The 19,459-nt window shown below is 65.7% G+C and carries 17 protein-coding genes; 7 read left to right on the plus strand and 10 right to left on the minus strand.

From position 1 onward, the window contains the following. Positions 1-90: 90 nt before the first annotated feature. The 6 genes from N6L26_RS07410 to N6L26_RS07435 are packed head-to-tail and all read right to left on the minus strand — an operon-like array spanning position 91 to position 5,472. Positions 91-840: a proteasome-type protease gene (locus N6L26_RS07410; protein WP_263604976.1), complete on the minus strand. Its 750-nt coding sequence runs from the start codon at positions 838-840 to the stop codon at positions 91-93. Between the two features lie 22 nt (positions 841-862). Beyond that, entirely contained in the window at positions 863-1,678 is an 816-nt protein-coding gene (locus N6L26_RS07415; RefSeq protein WP_263604977.1) for a transglutaminase family protein, read from the minus strand. Next, complete coding sequence (locus N6L26_RS07420; protein ID WP_263604978.1) at positions 1,678-2,622, minus strand: alpha-E domain-containing protein; 945 nt, start codon at positions 2,620-2,622, stop codon at positions 1,678-1,680. The genes N6L26_RS07415 and N6L26_RS07420 overlap by 1 nt, the downstream gene beginning before the upstream one ends. Further along, positions 2,622-4,049, minus strand: coding sequence for a circularly permuted type 2 ATP-grasp protein (locus N6L26_RS07425; RefSeq protein WP_263604979.1), 1,428 nt, complete (start codon positions 4,047-4,049; stop codon positions 2,622-2,624). Before N6L26_RS07425 ends, N6L26_RS07420 begins: the two co-directional genes overlap by 1 nt. Before the next feature lie 57 nt (positions 4,050-4,106). After that, complete coding sequence (locus tag N6L26_RS07430) at positions 4,107-4,874, minus strand: alpha/beta hydrolase (protein ID WP_263604980.1); 768 nt, start codon at positions 4,872-4,874, stop codon at positions 4,107-4,109. Between the two features lie 55 nt (positions 4,875-4,929). After that, the gene (locus N6L26_RS07435; protein WP_263604981.1) at positions 4,930-5,472 is read right to left on the minus strand and encodes a DUF3617 domain-containing protein; all 543 of its coding nucleotides are present in this window, start codon (positions 5,470-5,472) and stop codon (positions 4,930-4,932) included. Positions 5,473-5,569: 97 nt separating this feature from the next. On the opposite strand from N6L26_RS07435, the gene uvrB reads away from it, so the two are divergent. From uvrB to N6L26_RS07450, 3 genes are all read left to right on the plus strand, one after another. Continuing rightward, positions 5,570-7,765, plus strand: a complete 2,196-nt coding sequence (gene uvrB, locus N6L26_RS07440; protein WP_263604982.1) for an excinuclease ABC subunit UvrB — start codon at positions 5,570-5,572, stop codon at positions 7,763-7,765. 69 nt (positions 7,766-7,834) lie between these two features. After that, the gene (locus tag N6L26_RS07445) at positions 7,835-9,343 is read left to right on the plus strand and encodes a S10 family peptidase (protein WP_263604983.1); all 1,509 of its coding nucleotides are present in this window, start codon (positions 7,835-7,837) and stop codon (positions 9,341-9,343) included. Positions 9,344-9,397: 54 nt separating this feature from the next. Further along, positions 9,398-9,994, plus strand: coding sequence for a hypothetical protein (locus N6L26_RS07450; protein WP_263604984.1), 597 nt, complete (start codon positions 9,398-9,400; stop codon positions 9,992-9,994). Here the strand turns inward: N6L26_RS07450 and N6L26_RS07455 are convergent. After that, positions 9,942-12,014, minus strand: coding sequence for a protein-disulfide reductase DsbD family protein (locus tag N6L26_RS07455; protein WP_318173593.1), 2,073 nt, complete (start codon positions 12,012-12,014; stop codon positions 9,942-9,944). The genes N6L26_RS07450 and N6L26_RS07455 overlap by 53 nt on opposite strands. A gap of 43 nt (positions 12,015-12,057) precedes the next feature. On the opposite strand from N6L26_RS07455, the gene N6L26_RS07460 reads away from it, so the two are divergent. Continuing rightward, the gene (locus N6L26_RS07460; protein WP_263604985.1) at positions 12,058-13,272 is read left to right on the plus strand and encodes an FAD-dependent monooxygenase; all 1,215 of its coding nucleotides are present in this window, start codon (positions 12,058-12,060) and stop codon (positions 13,270-13,272) included. On the opposite strand, the gene N6L26_RS07465 is transcribed toward N6L26_RS07460, so the two are convergent. From N6L26_RS07465 to hemC, 3 genes are read right to left on the minus strand one after another with little or no spacing between them, the layout of a single operon-like run. Continuing rightward, a complete protein-coding gene (locus N6L26_RS07465; protein WP_263604986.1) occupies positions 13,269-14,150 on the minus strand; it encodes a hypothetical protein in 882 nt (293 codons plus the stop codon). The genes N6L26_RS07460 and N6L26_RS07465 overlap by 4 nt on opposite strands. Positions 14,151-14,202: 52 nt before the next feature. After that, a complete protein-coding gene (locus N6L26_RS07470; RefSeq protein WP_263604987.1) occupies positions 14,203-14,889 on the minus strand; it encodes a uroporphyrinogen-III synthase in 687 nt (228 codons plus the stop codon). Next, a complete protein-coding gene (gene hemC, locus N6L26_RS07475) occupies positions 14,886-15,815 on the minus strand; it encodes a hydroxymethylbilane synthase (RefSeq protein ID WP_263604988.1) in 930 nt (309 codons plus the stop codon). Before hemC ends, N6L26_RS07470 begins: the two co-directional genes overlap by 4 nt. Before the next feature lie 45 nt (positions 15,816-15,860). Here hemC and tsaD point away from each other — a divergent pair, with 45 nt between their 5' ends. The 3 genes from tsaD to N6L26_RS07490 are packed head-to-tail and all read left to right on the plus strand — an operon-like array spanning position 15,861 to position 19,398. After that, positions 15,861-16,889, plus strand: coding sequence for a tRNA (adenosine(37)-N6)-threonylcarbamoyltransferase complex transferase subunit TsaD (gene tsaD / locus N6L26_RS07480; RefSeq protein WP_263604989.1), 1,029 nt, complete (start codon positions 15,861-15,863; stop codon positions 16,887-16,889). Then, on the plus strand, positions 16,886-17,899 hold the full coding sequence (locus N6L26_RS07485) for an NAD(P)H-dependent glycerol-3-phosphate dehydrogenase (RefSeq protein ID WP_263604990.1): 1,014 nt from the start codon (positions 16,886-16,888) through the stop codon (positions 17,897-17,899). Before tsaD ends, N6L26_RS07485 begins: the two co-directional genes overlap by 4 nt. Continuing rightward, positions 17,896-19,398: a lipopolysaccharide biosynthesis protein gene (locus N6L26_RS07490; protein ID WP_263604991.1), complete on the plus strand. Its 1,503-nt coding sequence runs from the start codon at positions 17,896-17,898 to the stop codon at positions 19,396-19,398. The genes N6L26_RS07485 and N6L26_RS07490 overlap by 4 nt, the downstream gene beginning before the upstream one ends. Positions 19,399-19,459 lie beyond the last annotated feature (61 nt).

The raw sequence follows: 19,459 nt of genomic DNA on the forward strand, positions 1-19,459 counted from the left end.
CAAAATATTAGTTAATATAACCGGTCTTATACGAATGCCGACCTAACTACGAACAGTTCTCAATAGCAATTTGTATATTCGCGACAGAACCTAGTCTTCGCTTCTGTAGAAACTATAGTCGGGCAGCGAGTGGAACGCGCTTTTCAGCGCATCGCCCCAACTCGACGAAATTGCCTGGAAATATGGATCGTCATGATTGACCCGGTGTTCGTGCTTGGGTTCGAAGACATCGCGTTCGATGACCTGCAGGTCGAGCGGCAACCCGACCGAAAGGTTCGCCTTGAGCGTCGAATCGAAGCTGACCATCAGCAATTTGACCGCATCTTCGAGGCTCATCGTACGGTCGTAACCGCGGATGATGATCGGGCGCCCGTATTTGGTCTCGCCGATCTGGAAGAAGGGCGTGTCGTGGCTGGCCTCGATGAAGTTGCCTTCGGGATAGACCATGAACAGGCGCGGCTCCATGCCCGCGATCTGGCCCGCGACGATGATCGAGGCGGTGAACCGGCCCCGCCCCTTTACCCCGTTGGCCTCCTGCCGGTCGGCGATGATGCTCCGCAGCAGCTTGCCGATTTCGGTCACGACCTGGAACATCGTGGGCGATTGCAGGATGATGTTGTCGCGCTCGTCGGGTTCTTTCATCCGTTCTTCGAGCTGGCTGATCACCGCCTGCGTACTGGCGAGGTTGCCCGCGGTCATCACCGTGATGATCCGCTCGCCCGGCACGTTCCAGGTGAACATCTTGCGAAACACGGAAATGTTGTCGACGCCTGAATTGGTGCGCGTATCGCTCATCAAGACGAGGCCGGTGTCGAGCACCATTCCCACACAATAAGTCATCGTAATCGTCCTCTCGGCAGTTCTATTGCTGCACTTGCTGTTGTTCGACCGCGACATCGACTTCGAGTACGGTCGAGGTAGTCCCGAAACTGATCCCGGTAACCGGCGCGGCATCGCGGTAATCGCGCCCCGTAGCGACGCGCACGTATCTCGCGTCGGGACTTATCCCGTTCGAGATGTCGAAGCCGACCCAGCCCAGTTCCGCAACATAGGCTTCCGCCCAGGCATGGCCTGCTTCCTGATCCACCCGGTCGTTCATCATCAGGTAGCCGCTGACATAACGCGCCGGGATTCCCAGCGAACGGGCAATACCGATAAAGATATGCGCGTGGTCCTGGCAGACGCCATTGGCCGCCGCGAAAGCTTCTTCGGCGATGGTCCGTGAATGGGTGGTGCCGGTCTTGTATTCGACCCGATCGAGAATGCCCGCCGACAGGCGGTGGAGCATATCGAGCCGGCTTTCGCCGTCCCGGTCCATTTCCGCAGCCAGCTTGCGCATGCCCGGGCCGGGCTGTGTCTGATCGGTCTGGCCGAGGAAGCTCCACAGGGGCAGGTGCCCCGCGTGCCGCCCGATGACGCCCGCATGGTCATGCGTATCGACGGTCCCGCGACAGGTCACGGTGACATCGCGCGCGCCGGTTTCGACCGCGACCAGCGTCACCGTATTATGATGCTGGTCTTCATAGGTGAGTTCGGGATACGCATTATCGTATTCCATATCCCACTCGAGGATTTCCTGCCCCTGCGTCTCCTTGGGCGTCAGGCGCAGGCGCTGGAGACCGTGGATCACCGGAGTGTCGAAGCGATAGCGGGTGGTATGGCGGATCGAGAGGCGCATCAGGCAAGGAACCGATAGTCTTTGGCGATCGCAACCCCGATCGCGGCGTTGGAGGCCATGAAATCGACGAGGAACTCGTGCAGGCCCTGGTCGAAGACGTCCTCGATAGTAAGATCGGCGATCCGCGTATCGGCGTCGCGCATCAGCGTGTTGCTGGCGCCTTCCTGGCCGTGCAGCCGCGCCAGCGCGGCGAGATTGGCGCGCAATTCGGAATGGCAGAAGGCCAGGCTGCGCGGGAAGCAATCGTCGAGGATCAAGAATTCGCAGATCCCGCGCGCATCGATCTGGCCCGCATTGAGCCAGCGGTAGGCACGGTCGCCCGAGACCGAGCGTAGCACCTGGTCCCACTGCCCCGTATCGAGGCTCGACCCGACATAGGAGAGCGAGGGCAGCAGCAGATAGTATTTGATATCGAGGATGCGCGCGATGCTGTCGCCGCGTTCGATGAAGGTGCCGGCCTGCGCGAAGTGATACCCTTCGTCGCGCAGCATCGAGCCTTCCATCGCGCCATGCGCCAGCGTGCCGGCGCGCCGGATCGTCGCCACCGTGTCGAGCACGCGGTTCTCGCCGACCGGACGGGACAGTTGCTCCTGCGTCTCCAACCAGTTCTCGTTGATCGCTTCCCACAATTCGCCGCTGATGGCGTTCCGCGCGAGCCGGGCGTTCTGGCGCACCTGGCCGAACATCGCGAGGATCGAGGAAGCGTTGTCCTTGTCGCGCAGGATATAATTCCACGCCTGCACGCCGGTATAGCTGGCATGCTTGGCCTCGTAGCCCGCACGCTGCCCGGCGGTGGAAATGACCGAGCGCCATTCCTCTTCCGCCGTGACCAGATCGCGGGTCAGCGCCATGCGCAGCCCCGCATCGAGCAGGCGCGCGGTGTTCTCCGCCCGCTCGAGATAGCGGAACATCCAGAACAGGCCATTGGCGGTCCGGCCGAGCATCAGTCCTTGAGCACCCAGGTATCCTTGGTGCCGCCGCCCTGGCTCGAATTGACCACCAGCGAATCCTTCTTGAGCGCAACGCGCGTCAGCCCGCCGGGGGTAATGTCGATCTTGTTGGGTGAAACCAGCACGAACGGGCGCAGGTCGACATGCCGCGGGGCGAGGCCCTTCTTGGTGAAGATCGGACAGGTCGACAGCGCCAGTGTCGGCTGCGCGATGTAGTTCTCGGGCCGCGCGACAAGCTTCTTGCGGAACGCCTCGAGCTCCTTCTTCGAGGCGGCCGGGCCGATCAGCATGCCGTAGCCGCCCGATCCGTGGACTTCCTTGACCACCAGCTCGGCGAGATTGTCGAGCACGTATTTGCACGATTCCTCATCGGCGCAGCGATGCGTCTCGACATTGGGCAGCAGCGGTTTTTCGCCGGTATAGAACTCGACGATCTCGGGCATGAAGGAATAGATCGCCTTGTCGTCGGCCACGCCTGTGCCCGGTGCATTGGCGATGGTCAGGCGGCCCGCGCGATAGACATCCATCAGCCCCGGCACGCCAAGCACGCTGTCTTCGTTGAAGCTCAGCGGATCGAGGAATTCGTCGTCGACGCGGCGATAGATCACATCGACCGGGTGATAGCCGCGCGTGGTGCGCATCGCCACGCGGCCGTCGATGACGCGCAAATCGCTGCCCTCGACCAGCTCCGCACCCATCTGGTCGGCGAGGAAAGCGTGTTCGAAATAGGCGGAGTTGTAGATCCCCGGAGTCAGCACCGCGACGGTCGGCTTGCCGCGCGTGCATTCGGGCGCACAGGCGGCCAGGCTCTTGGCCAGCCGGCGCGGATAATCCGAAACCTGTTCGACCGGGACACGCATGAACAGTTCGGGGAACATGCTCATCATGGTTTCGCGGTTCTCGAGCATATAGCTCACGCCAGACGGAGTTCGCGCATTGTCTTCGAGCACGTAGAATTCGTCGGCCCCGGTGCGGACGAGGTCGATCCCGACGATATGCGTGTAGATCCCGCCGGGCGGCGTGAAGCCCACCATGTTCGGCAGCCAGGCGTTGTTGTTGCGGAACAGGCGTTCGGGAATGCGGCCCGCGCGGATGATCTCCTGCCGGTGGTAGAGATCGTGCATGAAGGCGTTGAGCGCGGACACGCGCTGTTCGATCCCGCGGGACAGCTTGCGCCATTCGGCGGCGGTAATCACGCGCGGTACCATGTCGAACGGGATCAGCCGTTCCTCGGCCTCGCCGTCGCCATAGACGTTGAAGGTGATGCCGGTTTTGCGGAAATTGGTCTCGGCCTCGGCGTGTTTACGCCGCATGAGGCCGTTGTCCTGCCCGTTGAACCAGTCGCAATAGCCTGAGTAGGCCGGACGTACCCCGCCATCGGCCTGGTACATTTCATCGAAGTAAGCGGTGTCGCCGGTCATAATCCCCCAGGGGCGCCCGGCACCTCGCGCGCCATGCTCCTACAAGAGAATACGCATTTAACCGCGATCCAGTTCCGAAAGCACCGCTTCGACCGCCTCATGGGTCAGCACAAAACCCATGTGCGAACAGCGCAATGCGCGCGCGCGGTCTCGCTCGCCAGGCTTGCCGCAGGCGGCGCGGGGATGGACGATGCCATCGCGCGGGCTCCACATGGCGACCGTTTCGACCGGCGGCTTTTCATGCACCACGGCGTCGATTTCGGGTTCGTCGACACGGTGGCCGGCGATCGCCTGGTAGGCCCGCCAACCATTGTTCGCACGCGGGCTGCCCGAAAAGGGGGACCCCATGGTGATGACCTTGGCGACCTTGTCGGGATGCGCCTTGGCCAGCTCGCGCGCCATCACTCCGCCCAGGCTCCAGCCGACCAGATGGACCGGCTCACCCGAGCGCTGGTAGATATCGACCAGCCGCTGCTCGACCTTGCGGAAGCTTTTCTCGGTAGCACCCAGATTGTAGCCGAGGCCCCATTTCTTGGTGTTGTGGCCAGCCTGCTCGAACTTGCGCGCCATCCACCGCATGCGAATGGGATGCGCGCCGAAACCGGGCAGCAGCATGACGGTTTTGGGACTAGCGGCGGGCGCGATTTCCAGCGGGCGACCGACCAGCCGCCGCAGCGGCTCGATCGGCCAGAGCAATTCGCGCAGCAGCAATTGCCAGCGCGGACCGCTGATCTCCTCGGGGCACGGCTCGGCCGCGAGCGCCCAGCGGCGGGCCAGTTCCTCGCGGTCGATAAGACGCGTGTCTTTGAAGGGTAACGTTGCCATCGCCCTGTAATAATGCGCGGTGGACCGATTGGCTCCCGAATTGATGCCCGGTCGTTTAAGCGTCGCAGTCGCCGATCCGCTCCTGCGCACTCGTCATGGTCATCGTCATCGTCCGGCCGTCGGGACCTTCGGCATCGACGGTCATGGTCATGTCCGATGACGTCTCGTTGCCCGTGCCCTTCATGGTCATCCGGGCCATGCCCTGCCCTTCGGCCTTGCAGTTCATGATCGCATCGATCTGGCCGCCGGCGGCATCGAATTTCTCGAACGTGCAGTCGTCATTATCCTGCGCCTGCCGCGCCATTTCCTCGAAGCCCTTGTCGGCTTCTTCCTGCGTGAGACAATATTCGTGAACCTGCGGTCCCTGATCGAACATGCCGCGCATCATGTCCTGCACCTGCTGCGGCGCGTCGGGGATGTCGATATCGACGAACTCGACCGTGGCACGGTACTGGCCGGGCTGCGGCCGAACCATGTCGGCCGATTGCGCGGCAGCTTCGGCCATCGAGATCTCGCCATCGCCGTCGGCATCGGTGGACGCGCCCCCACAGGCGGCAAGGGTCAGGCTGGCGGCGGCAATCAGGGCGGTATGGCGCATGGAAATTTCTCCGAATAGATGTCCACGACGCTAGCAGCCGGGGCGTGTCAGGCAAGCACCGTTGCACGCGCCGGTGCCGTTCCCCATATGTGCGCACATGAGCGAACTGATCATTCGGAGAGGATTGGACGAGCCGGACACCACTGGCGAGTTCGTCCCCCACAAGCCTGCGCGCCCCGAAAAATCGATGGGCGGCAAGGCCTTCAAGCTGGTCAGCGACTACACCCCCTCGGGTGACCAACCGACTGCAATCGCCGAATTGAGCGGCGCGGCGAAGGACGGCGACCAGACGCAGGTGCTGCTGGGAGTGACCGGTTCGGGCAAGACCTTCACCATGGCCAAGGTGATCGAGGAATTGCAGCGCCCCGCGCTGATCCTCGCGCCGAACAAGATCCTTGCCGCGCAGCTGTACGGCGAGTTCAAGAGCTTCTTCCCCGAGAACGCAGTCGAATATTTCGTCAGCTATTACGACTATTACCAACCCGAAGCCTACGTCCCGCGCAGCGACACCTATATCGAGAAGGAAAGTAGCGTAAACGAGGCGATCGACCGGATGCGCCACTCGGCCACGCGCGCGCTACTCGAACGCGACGACGTGATCATCGTGGCATCAGTCTCGTGCCTCTACGGGATCGGCTCGGTCGAAACCTATTCGGCGATGATCTTCGACATCAAGAAGGGCGAAGCGGTCGACCAGCGCGAGCTGATTCGCAAACTCGTCGCGCTGCAATACAAGCGCAACGACGCCGGTTTCGCGCGCGGGAACTTCCGCGTCCGCGGCGACAGCCTGGAAATCTTCCCGAGTCATTACGAGGACATGGCCTGGCGGATCAGCTTCTTCGGCGACGATATCGAAGAAATCAGCGAATTCGATCCGCTCACCGGCAAGAAGGGCGCCAGCCTCGACAAGGTGCGCGTCTATGCCAATTCGCACTATGTGACGCCCGGCCCGACGATGAAACAGGCCGCCGAAGCGATCAAGTTCGAGCTGACCGAGCGGCTCAAGGAACTGCACGAGGAGGGCCGCCTGCTCGAAGCGCAGCGGCTCGAACAGCGCACCAATTTCGACCTCGAGATGATCGCCGCCACCGGCAGCTGCGCAGGGATCGAGAATTACAGCCGCTTCCTCACCGGGCGCCTGCCTGGCGAACCGCCGCCGACATTGTTCGAATACCTGCCCGAAAACGCGCTGCTGTTCGTCGACGAAAGCCACCAGACCGTGCCGCAGATCGGGGCGATGTCGAAAGGCGACCACCGCCGCAAGATCACGCTGGCCGAGCATGGCTTCCGCCTGCCCTCATGCATCGACAACCGCCCGCTGCGCTTCAACGAATGGGATGCGATGCGCCCGCAGACCTTCGCGGTCTCCGCCACGCCGGGCACGTGGGAAATGGAACAGACCGGCGGCGTCTTCGCCGAACAGGTCATTCGCCCCACCGGGCTGATCGACCCGCCTGTGGGCATCCGCCCGGTCGAGGACCAGGTCCAGGACTGCATCGAGGAATGCAAGAAGACCGCCGCCAAGGGCTATCGCACGCTGGTAACCACGCTGACCAAGCGAATGGCGGAGGATCTCACGGAATTCATGCACGAAGCGGGCGTCAAGGTCCGCTACATGCACTCCGACGTCGAGACGCTCGAACGTATCGAGCTGATCCGCGACCTGCGGCTGGGCGTTTATGACGTGCTGGTGGGGATCAACCTGCTGCGCGAAGGGCTCGACATTCCCGAATGCGGGCTGGTCTGCATCCTCGATGCCGACAAGGAAGGCTTCCTGCGCAGCGAAACCAGCCTGATCCAGACGATCGGCCGTGCGGCGCGCAATGTCGATGGCCACGTGATCCTCTATGCCGACCGCATCACCGGCAGCATGGAACGTGCGATGGCGGAAACCGACCGCCGCCGCGAGAAGCAGAAGGACTATAACGAGGAACACGGCATCACGCCGCAGACGATCCGCCGCCAGATCGCCGATATCGTCGCGCATACCGCGTCGCAGGACGGGGTCACGGTGGATACGGGCGACGACGAGCGCAACAATCTCGTCGGGCACAATCTGCGCGCCTATATCGAAGACCTCGAGAAACGCATGCGCACAGCCGCCGCCGATCTCGAATTCGAGGAAGCCGGTCGCCTGCGCGACGAAATCCGCCAGCTGGAGAACGACGAACTCGGCCTCGGCGATAGCGAGAAGAAAGCGCCGCGCGTGGGCCGCAGCGATGCCGGGCGCCCGGGAACGCGCAAGACCCGCTACGGCAAGACACGCTACAAGCGGATGGGCGGCAAACCGTGATCGACGGGCGTATTTGACCTCGCTCGCCCGGTGGGGTCATAGGATGGCCGCAAAGGGGGACTGAACCGCATGACATCGAGCCGTATTCTCGCCAGCATCTGTGCCGCCAGCACCATACTGATGGTGCCGTACGCCGCGATTGCGCAGGCCGACAAAGCAGCCGCGACCGACAAGGCGGGCGATATCGAATCGCAGGTGCGTACGCGGACCATGACCGGCACCTTCGGCGGACAGCGGATCTCCTACCGCGCGACCATGGCCGAAACGGTGCTCAAGTCGGACAGCGGCAAGCCCGAAGCGGTGGTGGTCACCACCAGCTATGTGAAGGACCCGCGCGATGCCTCGCGCCCCGTCTTCTTTCTGTTCAACGGCGGGCCCGGATCGGGTTCGGTGTGGCTGCAAATGGGTGCCTTCGGGCCCAAGCGGGTCGCGATCCCCTCCGACGCGCGCGACGATGGTGCCCCGCCCTATCCGCTGCTCGACAATCCCGACAGCCTGCTCGATGTCGCCGACCTCGTCTTCATCGACCCGCCGGGCACGGGTTTCAGCTATCTGACCAAGGATACCAATCCGGCCAAGTATTACGGGCTGGAAGCCGATGCCGAGGCAGTGGCCAAGGTCATCCGCCTGTGGCTCAACGAAAACGGCCGCTGGAACAGCCCCAAGTATCTCGGCGGCGAGAGCTATGGCACCACGCGCACCGCGATGGTCGCGCGCGAGCTTGAAGGCGGGACTTATAACGATGTCGGCCTCAACGGGCTGATCCTGATCTCGACCATTCTCGACTTCGCCGGGCGTGAACCGACACCGGGCAACGAAATGGCCTATGTCGTCACGCTGCCCAACATGGCCGCAGCCGCCTATTACCATGGCAAGGTGCAGGCCCCTTCGGTCGAAGAGATCGTCGACGAAGCGCGCCAGTTTGCCATCGGACCCTTCGCCACTGCGCTGCTCAAGGGGCAGGACCTGCCCGATGCCGAGCGTGCTGCAGTTCGCGCCGAACTCGCGCGGCTGACCGGCCTGTCCGAACGCTATCTCGACCAGGCCGACCTGCGCGTCACCTCGCAACGCTTCTACAAGGAATTGCTGCGCGACCGCGGGCTGACGATCGGGCGGCTCGACGCGCGCTATACCGGGCGCGATTTCGACGATGCCGGCGAGACCCCCGATAACGATCCCAGCTTCTACGGGATCGATGCGGGCTATACTGCGGCGATCAACAGCTGGACGCGCGACACGCTGGGCTTCGAGACGACCCGCGAATACCAGTCGATCGGCCGCGAGCCGGGACGCAATTGGGAATGGTCGGTCGGCAATGGCCGCGGCGCCTATCTCAATGTCGCGCCCTTCATCGGCCAGGCGATGCGGCAAAACTCGCAGCTGCGCGTGTTCAATGCGCAGGGCTATTACGATTTCGCCACGCCCTTTTTCGGCGCCGAATATTCGCTCAAGCGGATGGGGATTCCGCAGGACCGCGTGGAGTTCCAGTATTACGATGCGGGCCACATGATGTATATCCGCGACGAGGACCGCGCCAAGCTGTCACGCGACATCCGCGCCTTCATCCGCGCGCGCTGAGGATAGCGCGGGATGGCCGCTTGAATGCTGTCACGCCTGTGTCATAGCGCGCGCATGCGTCGCGCCTCCCCTCTCGTACTGCTGGCCGTTCTTGCGGCCTGCAAGCCCCCGGCCTCGGACGATTACGTCGAGCGTACGCGGATCGATACGCCCGTCGAAGGGCCGGCGGAACCGATCGATTCCCCCGATACCGAGGGCGCGATCTGGGCACCGGCGGCCGCAGGCGCGCGATTGCTTTACGGCAAGCCGGGCGAACGCCCGCTGTTCGCCGTGGAATGCCTGAGCGACGGGAGCGAACCGATGCTCGGCTATACCCGCTTCGCCCGCGCCGATGCGGACGCGCAGGCGGTGCTGGCGCTGATCGGCAATGGCCATGTCGCGCGGCTCAAGATCGATGCAGTGCAAATCGGCGATGTATGGCGCTGGGAAGGCGCGATCGAAGCCGCCGATCAGCGGCTCGACGTACTCACCGGCAACCGCGAGGTCGAAGCGACCGTGCCCGGGGCAGGCAGCGTGATCCTCAATTCCAGCGCGCTGCCCGGCGAACTCGTCGAGCGGTGCCGCGCATTGGGCGAGCCGCTGGGCGAGGACGACCCTCTTAGCGAGGGCGAGCCGACGCCCGCGCCTTCTCCACCAGCAGATCCGGCGTAAGCACCTGCGGCAATTGCTCGGCGTCGCCGCCGGGTTCGTACCACAGATAGAGCGGCACCCCGGCTGCGCCCTGCTGCGTCAGCATGCGCGAGATTTCCGCATCGGGCTGCGTCCAGTCGCCGCGCAGCGCGATGACCCCGGCGGCATCGAACGCATCGCGGGTCGCGCTGCGTTCGATCGCCACGCTTTCATTGACCTTGCAAGTGACGCACCAGTCGGCGGTAAACCAGACGAACACCGGGCTCCCCGAACCGCGCGCTTCGGCCAGCGCCGTTTCGCTATAGGCAATCGGATCGAGCAGGCTTGCGCCCGGCGAAGCCTGCGCCAGCGGACGCGGGAGCAGCGCAGTGCCCAGCCCCAGCACGACCACCAGGCTTACGCCCAGCATCATTGCGCCCGACCGGGACTTGCGCTGGAACAGCCCCACCAGCGCGAGCCCGCCCAGTGCCAGCGCGCCGAGGATCAGCACCAGAGCGAGATATTCGCCCTCGCCGATCCGCCAGACCAGCCATGCCAGCGCCAGCGCGGTCAGCCCCATCGGCAGCGCCATCCATTTGCGGAACCGCTCCATCCATGCGCCGGGCTTGGGCAGAAGGCGGCGGATCGCTGGGACGAACCCGACCAGCAGGAAGGGCAGCGCCAGCCCCAGCCCCAGTGCAGTGAATACAAGCAAACCGTTGATCGGCTCAATCACCAGCGCCGCGCCCAGCGCGACCGCCATGAACGGCCCCGTGCACGGCGTCGCCACGAACGCTGCAAGCAGCCCGGTCGAGAAGGACCCTGTCTGCGAGGGCGAGCCGCCCGAAACCGCCATGCCGGGGATCTCGAACAGACCGAGGAAATTGGCCGTGATCGCCAGCGCGAGCAGGAACAGGCTGACGACGACCACGGGCTCCTGCAACTGGAACGCCCAGCCGACCTGCTCGCCCGCCGCGCGCAGCAGCAGGATCGCCCCGCCCAGCGCCGCACAGGCCACCACCACGCCTGCCGTATAGGCGAGCGCATCGCGCCGCGCCGCGCGTTCGTCGCCGCCCGCCTTGGCCAGCGCCAGCGCCTTGAGGCTGAGAATGGGGAAGACGCAGGGCATGATATTGAGCAGCACCCCGCCCGCCAGCGCGGCGAGCAGCAGCCGCCACAGCACCGGCTCGGCGCTGCCGCCCAGCGGCTTGGCACCTTCGAGCGGGACATCGCCCGGAACGGCGGTCAGGCGCACCCCGCGTCCCTCGCCGAAATCGAGAATGCCCGCGATGGTCTGCGGACGCGGTTCGGCGGCGAGTTCGACACCCGGCGGCACGTCGAATTGCTCGATCGGCATCTCGACCACCAGCAAATCCCCTTCACGGATGAAGCGCTGCTGCGCGGCGTAGCTCGGCCGGTCGCCCTCTCCCAATTGCGAGGTACCAAGGTAGAAATGCGGTTCGCCCAAGGCGGTCGCTGCCGGGACCGGGATGCCGATACGCAAATGCGTCGCGGTGAATTCGAACTGCGCGCCGCTGTCGAGCGGGGGGACCACTGCCGCGCGCCAGCGGTCGAAACGCGGATCGGCCCCGGCGCGCGCCGGATCGAGCGACAGCGCCGCGCGCTGCGGCACGCAAATCGCATCGGTGCAGGCGAGATAGCTGGCGGTCACGGCGATCGGCGCGGGCTGTGCGCCTGCCGCGCCCTTGGGCACGGTGATGGGGACCAGCACCGCGTAGTCGCCTTCATAGACATGGTTCATCAAGCCGCCGATCACCAGCCGCTGCGGCAGCGGATAGAGCGGCTCTCCCGCCCGCCACCCCTCAGGCAGGTCCCAGTCGAGCTGCATGCCCAGCCCCGCATCACCGGGGTTCGACCAATAGCCATGCCATTCCGCCGACGAGGGGGTGAAATGCAGCGCAAGCGTCCATGTCTCGCCCGGCTGCGGCGCGCTTTCGGCGACCAGTTCGACCGCGATCCGGTCGCTGGTCGCATTCTGCGCCGCCACCGGCGCGGCGAATGCCAGTGCCACCAGCGCCACCAGCGCCGCCAATCGTTCCAATATCCTTGCTTCGATCACGTCGCTGGCTCTAGGGCTAGGCCCCATGACAGACAAGCGAGACCTGCTGATCCTGGGCGGCGGCCTGGTGGGCATGACCCTGGCGCTGGCTGCGGCGAAGAAGGGGCTGTCGAGCCACTTGGTCGACCGTGCCGATCCCGCCAGCCTGACCGCCGACGGCTTCGACGGGCGCGCCTCGGCGATCTCGACCGCGAGTTGGCGATTGTTCCGCCACATCGGGCTTGAGAGCGTGCTCGAACCGCATGGCTGCGACATTGCCGCGATCGGCGTACTCGACCAGATGAAGCCGGGCCGCCTCGATTTCCGGCCCGAACCGCATGAAGGCACGCTGGGGCGCATGTTCGCCAATCGCCAGCTGCGCCTCGCGCTGCACGAAGCTGCGACGCAGGAACCGCTGATTGCGTGGCATGCCCCGGTCGAAGTGGTCGCGCGCGAACGCGGCGAATTCGGCGTCTCGGCCACGCTGGGTGACGGGCGCACGCTCGAAGCCGCGCTGATGATCGGCGCCGAAGGGCGCGGTTCGCCATCGCGCGAAGAGGCGGGCTTCAAGATGGCGCAGTGGGATTACAGCCACCGCGCGATGATCGCCGGGCTCGACCACGCCAAGCCGCACGAAAACGTCGCATGGGAAATCTTCTATCCCGACGGCCCCTTCGCGCTACTCCCCATGCTCGACGGCCCCGATGGCCAGCACCGCAGTGCGTTGGTGTGGACCGTCGACGAGAAGGACGCTGCAGGCGTGCTCAAGCTGTCCGACCGCGCGTTCCTGGCCGAAGTGCTCAAGCGCATGGGCGACCTGCTCGGCGATCTCACGCTCAACAGCGCGCGTTCGTCCTATCCGCTCAGCTTCCAGCACACCGCCAGGATCGTCGACCACCGGCTCGCGCTGGTCGGCGACAGCGCGCATGGGATGCACCCGATCGCGGGCCAGGGTCTCAACCTCGGCCTGCGCGATGTCGGGGCGCTGGTAGACGTGCTCGACGAGGCACTGCGGCTCGGCCTCGACCTTGGGGATACGCAGGTGCTCAAGAAATACGAGGAATGGCGCGCGCTCGATGCGCTGATGGTGATGGGCGCGACCGACAGCCTGACGCGGGTCTTCGGCATTCGCGGCAAGACCGCGAGCGCGGTGCGGCGACTGGGCATGGCGGGTATCCAGCGCTCGGGCTGGCTCAAGCGCCTGTTCATGGACGAGGCGCGCGGCATCTCGGGCAAGCTGCCCGAATTGCTCAAGGCCTAGTTTTCTTCCGCAGGACTTGGCTGGTCGATCCGGTTGCCCGCCCCGTCACGCAGGCGCCGCGGTTCGAGCACGGCAGCGGTTTCGATCAGATCGAGCGAGCGCTGGAGCGTGGCATAGCGTTCGGCATCGCGCAGCCAGCCTTCGGCGTTTTCCGCGCCCGGCAGATTGCGTACTTCGGCAATCGCTGAATCGGTCCGCCCGCTTTCGAGAAACAGCCGCGCGCGATCGAGGCGGCGCTGCGGTTGCGGCGATGGCGCGCTTTCGCGGCGCACCACGAACAGCTGCGACAGTTCTTCGCCGAACCGCGCGAAACCGTTCTGGCTGCTTGGTTCGGCCAGCTTCGGCGACAGCCCTTCGAGCCGTGCGATCAGCTGGTCGAGCGTGATCGGATCGCGGCTGGTGCGGATGATCGTGTCCACCGCATTGGGCATGGCATCGCCGAAGCGCAGTCGCAGCTGGTCCGCCAGATACCCAAGCTCGGCACCCTTTTCGAGCGCGCGGCGCGTGGCGAAGGCGATCAGCAGCCCCTCGGCGCGCGCGGTATTGCCCGCGGCGGCCTGCGCCTGCAGGTCGAGCCGCGCGAGGCGCTGTTCGGCAGCGGCGAGCCGCGTGTCGAGCCCGCCCTGCTGTTCGGCCACGCGGTCGACCGCTTCTTGCGCCGCCTGGCTGGCGCTGGGCGTAGGAGTTGGTTCGGAGGTGGGGCTGGCCAGCGCCTGCGTTTCGACCGGATCCGGCGTGGCGACCGGCGCGTCACGATCGGTCAGCGTGTAGACGGCATAGCCCGCAATTGCCCCGCCAAGCAGGAAACTGGCGAGCACGGCGACCATGACCGGCCTTACCGACGGCACCTTGCGCCGGGTGCTGGTATAATTGTTCATCCGATTCCGTTCCGCGACCCCGTTGGCCCTCGTCCTGGGGCCATCCATAACATCAGCTATCGGTCTGACACAAAGCTTGCGCCAAGGCCAGTAGCTCGCTGTCTCCGGGGGCCTCGGCGATGTGGACCGAACGCCAGCCCGCGCCCGCCATTTCGGCGACCCGAGGGCCGATCACTGCCAGATCGACCAGATCGCGGGCAAGCCCGTGCCGGTCGAACTCGACCTTGAGCCGTTCCGCCGCCGCCCCCGAATGCAGCACGACCACCCCGCCGGTGTGCAGGATCGAGAGATCGTCCTCCGACAAGGCTTCGGGCACCGCGCGGTACAGGATCCGCGTATCGACTTCGAGCTGGTCGGGCACGCGCAAGGTCACGCGATCTTCCCCCGCCAGCCGCAGCAAGTGGAGCTTGCGGTTGCCGAGTTCGTCGAGCAGGTTCTGCAGCCCCCCGCGCCCCGTCCGTCCAACCAGGAAGCCCGCCCTGCGCGCGGCATCGGCGGTCGTATCGCCCACCGCATGGACCGGCAGCTTGGTCAGTTTGCCGAGCTGCTTGCCGCCATGGCGGAAGACATTGGCGCTACCGACCAGCAGCCCGTCGTAATCCGTCGCCGCGGGCGCATCCCAGGCGACCGGCTCAATGGTGAACAGCGGCCGGCCGTGCACATCGAGCCCCATCGCCTGCGCGGTCTCCGCGCTGACCGACCAGCCCGGTTCGGGGCGGAGCAGGAATAGCGGTTTCACAGCGGCTGGCCGAAATGTTCGGTGACTTCGCGCGGCGCGCGGCCGAGCAGGCTGCGCGCCAAAGCCAACGGCGCCTCGTCGTCCCCGGCGGCGAATTCGCTCTCGTCACCGATGCGGACCGTGCCATCGGAGCTGAAAATCGCTGCGCTCAGCGCAATGCGGCTCCCGCTGGTACGCGATAGCGCGGCAATCGGGCTGCTGCACGATCCGCCCAGCCCTTCGAGCAAGCGCCGTTCAGCGGCAATTTCGGCATGGCTTTCCGCGTGATTGATCTCACGCAGCAGGTCGTGCGCGCGCGCATCGTCGCTGCGGCATTCGATCCCGATGGCCGCTTGCGCGGGCGCGGGCATCCATACGGCGGGGTCGAGCCGTACGCCCACTGCATCCTCGCCCAGCCGGTCGAGACCGGCAGCGGCAAGAAAGGTCGCATCGGCGTCGCCCGCTTCGAGCTTGGCCATCCGCGTGGCGACATTGCCGCGAATGCCCACCACCGTCAGATCGGGCCGCAAGTGGAGCAATTGCGCGGCGCGGCGCGGGGCACTGGTGCCGATCCGCGCACCCGCCGCGATGGCGGCGATCGACTCTGCGCCGAGCAGCCGGTCGGCCTTGTCCGCACGCGGCAGGATCGCGGCGATGGCGATGGCTTCGGGGCGCAGCGTCTCGACATCCTTCATCGAATGGACCGCGCCGTCGATTCGCCCTTCGACCAGCCATTGGTCGAGTTCGCGCGTCCACAGCGCCTTGCCGCCGATCTCGGCGAGCGGACGGTCCTGTATGCGGTCGCCGCTGGCCACCACCGGCACCAGTTCGACCGCCGATTCGTCCCAGCCATGCGCGGCGCACAGCCGCGCGCGCGCTTCGTGCGCCTGCGCCATGGCAAGCGGAGAGCGACGGGTTCCGAGGCGAATGAGAGGTTGGTCCGGCATAGGGTCGGCTTGCCCTAGCGAGCCATGCCGCTAAGGGAAAGCTAGATGGCACTGGTTCTCGGCATAGAAAGCTCCTGCGACGAAACCGCGGTCGCGCTGGTCGATAGCCAGCGGCGGATCGTCGCACAGCGGATCGCCTCGCAGGATGCCGAGCACGCCCCCTTTGGCGGGGTGGTCCCCGAGATCGCCGCGCGTGCGCACGCCGAACGGCTTGCCCCGATGATTGCGGGCGTGCTGGATGATGCGGGTATCGCCCTGACCGATTGCGATGCCATCGCCGCCACAGCCGGGCCCGGCCTGATTGGCGGCGTGATGGTCGGGCTGGTCAGCGCCAAGGCGCTGGCGATGGCGACCGACACGCCATTGATCGCGATCAACCATCTCGAAGGCCACGCGCTGAGCCCGCGCCTAGCGGACGCGAGCATCGCCTTCCCCTATGCGCTGCTGCTGGTGTCGGGCGGGCACTGCCAGATTCTCCGTGTCGATGGCGTGGGCGAATATCGCCGCCTTGCCACCACGATCGACGACGCGCTGGGCGAAGCCTTCGACAAGACCGCCAAGATCCTCGGTCTCGGCTTCCCTGGTGGTCCCGCGGTCGAACGCAAGGCACGGGAAGGCGATCCCAGGGCTGTGCCGCTGCCCCGCCCGATGGTCGGCAGCGGCGAACCGCATTTCTCCTTCGCGGGCCTCAAGAGCGCGGTCCTGCGCGCGCATGACAGCGGACAGTACGAAGTCGCCGATATCGCCGCCAGCTTCCAGCAGGCCGCGGTCGATTGCGTAACCGACCGGTTGCGCATCGCCCTCGGCGAGATGGACGATGTCGAAACACTGGTGGTCGCGGGCGGGGTGGCGGCCAATGCCACCGTGCGCGCCGCGCTCGAACAGCTTGCCGCCGCGCATGGCATGCGCTTTGCCGCGCCGCCGCCCCGGCTGTGCACCGACAATGCCGCGATGATTGCCTGGGCGGGGATCGAACGGCTGGGGCAGGACGACCCGCTCGACATTTCGGCGCGGCCGCGCTGGCCGCTCGACCCGCAAGCCGAGCCGGTGCGCGGAGCAGGAGTAAAAGGATGACCCTTCGACAGGCTCAGGGCGAGCGGGTGGGCGTTCTCGGCGCGGGTGCGTGGGGTACCGCGCTGGCGCAAATGCTCGCGAGCGACGGCCGCGACGTGCTCATCTGGGCGCGCGAGAGCGAACTGGTCGCGGAAATCAATTCCGCGCACACCAATTCGGTTTTCCTCTCTTCCGTCACGCTGGCAAAGACCATCCGCGCGACCGGCGATCTGGCCGATATGGCCGCGCTGGACACGCTGCTGGTGGTCACGCCTGCACAGCATATGCGCAGCGTGCTCGAAGCCATGCCCTCGCATCCGCGCGATCTCGTGCTGTGTTCCAAGGGGATCGAGGCGGGCAGTGGGCGGCTGATGAATCATGTCGCCAAAGCCGCTGCCCCCGATAGCGCGGTGGCGGTCCTCTCCGGGCCAACCTTCGCGCATGAAGTCGCCGCGGGTCTGCCCACCGCGGTGACGCTCGCCTGCGCCGAGGGCGAAGCGCAATGGGACCGGCTGGCACCCGTGATCGCGCGCCAGACCTTCCGGCCCTATTATTCCGACGATGTGACCGGTGCCGAAATCGGCGGATCGGTCAAGAACGTGCTCGCGATCGCCTGCGGCGTGGTCGATGGGCTGGGCCTGGGACAGAATGCGCGCGCGGCGCTGATCGCGCGCGGCTATGCCGAGATGCTGCGGTTCGGCGAAGCGCTGGGCGCACGGGCCGAAACGCTCGCGGGCCTGTGCGGACTGGGCGACCTCGTGCTGACCTGCTCGTCCACCTCGAGCCGCAATTTCTCGCTCGGCAAGGCGCTGGGCGAAGGGCAGAAAGCCGAAGATTTGATGGCCGACCGCAAGACCGTGGCCGAAGGGGCGCATACTGCCCCTGTGCTGGTCGAACTGGCCGCACGTCACGGCATCGCGATGCCGATCGTCACTGCGGTCTATGGCCTGCTCAAGGGTGAAGAGCCACGCGCCGTCGTTTCCGGCCTGCTCGCCCGGCCACTGCGCGCCGAACAGGGCCACCCCGGGTGACCGACGCAAAACCGGACGAAGACCTTTCCGCACTGGCCAAGGGCGGGAGGCAGAATTTCTTCGGCTTCATCCTGCGGCTGGTCGCGCGGCTGCCGTTCCTGTTCATCGCCGGCCGTCTTTACGGCCCCGATGCGCTGGGCCGCTTCGCCTCGGCGCTGGTGGTGGTCGAACTGGTCGCGCTGCTATGCGCGATGGGCGAGAAGCGCGGGCTGGCACAGCGGATGGCCGAAGGCGACCAAAGCCATCCGGCCAATCTCGTCTATGACGGCATGCTGCTGGCGCTGCTGTTTTCCGCGCTGGCAGCGGCCTTCTTCTGGTTCGTCCCCGCCCCGCTGTTTCCCAGCGGCGACTATACCGAGCTCGACCGGTTCATCGTGCTGGCGATCCCCGCCTACGCGCTGACCGAAATCGTGCTCGCCGCGCAGGCTTACAAATACGATATCGCCACCACCGTGCGTGCGCGCGCGGTGATCGAACCGTGGACGATCTCGATCATGGCGGGCGTGTTCTATTTCCTGCCTGCGGTCAGCGATTCGGGGCTGGCGCTCGCCTATCTGGCGTCGATCTATGCCGGTCTGGCGACCGGGCTCTGGTCCTTCTTCCGCAGCTATGGCCGCCCGCGCGGCTGGCGCCCGCGCCCGGCCTATATGGGCAGGCTGACGATGCGCGCGCTGCCGCTCGCCACCGCCGATGCGATCGAATGGGGTACGAGGCGCATCGATATCTTCATCCTCGGCCTGTTCGCGGCCCCCGCAGCTGTCGGCGTCTATTATATCGCGCAGCAGGTCGCGAGCCTGCCGCAAAAGCTGAAGACCAGCTTCGAGCCGATCCTCGGCCCGGTCATCACCAAGAACCTCAAGACCAAGAACTACCAGGCGATTGCCAGCCAGATCTGCCAGGTGGGCTTCTGGATCGTGGCGATGCAGGCGGGCATCGCACTGGCGCTGGGCGTGCCGGGCGAAGCGGTGATGGGCCTTGTCGGGCCCGAATTCGTCGGCGGCACGGGGGCGCTTGCCTTCCTGCTCGCTGCCGAAGTCGTTGCCGCGACCGCAGTCGTGTCCGAAGCGGTGCTGGTCTATGTGGCGCGCGTTCGCAATCTGTGGATCTCGATCGGCACCATCGCGCTTCAGGCGGTACTGACCGTCGTGCTGATCAAGGCAATGGTCGCGGGCGGCTATGGCGAGCCGTACAAGGCCGCCGCCGCCGCGATCGCGCTGATGCTGGCGCTGGGCACCGCCAGCCTCGTGAAAGCGGTGCTGCTGTCGCGCATTTTGGGCCAGTCGATCAACACCTTCCGCTGGCCGCTGGTGTGGGCGGTCGCGCCTGCAGTGCTGGTCGGGTGGGCGGCGACGCAACTGCCCGAATGGGCCGAACTGATCGTGGGCATCCCGGCGATCCTCGGCATTTACGGCTACATCATCTGGACCCGCGGCTTCGGGCCCGAGGACCGCGTGCTGTTCCGGCGCAATCTGGACAAGGACGAGCCCGGACGAACCTGATCCGTTCGTCGTAAACCAGACACGTTCAGTAGGTATTCACCCCCCGAGCGGGTAGCGTGGA

Origin of the sequence: Qipengyuania sp. SS22 (assembly GCF_025736935.1) — a bacterium.
GTDB lineage: Bacteria > Pseudomonadota > Alphaproteobacteria > Sphingomonadales > Sphingomonadaceae > Qipengyuania.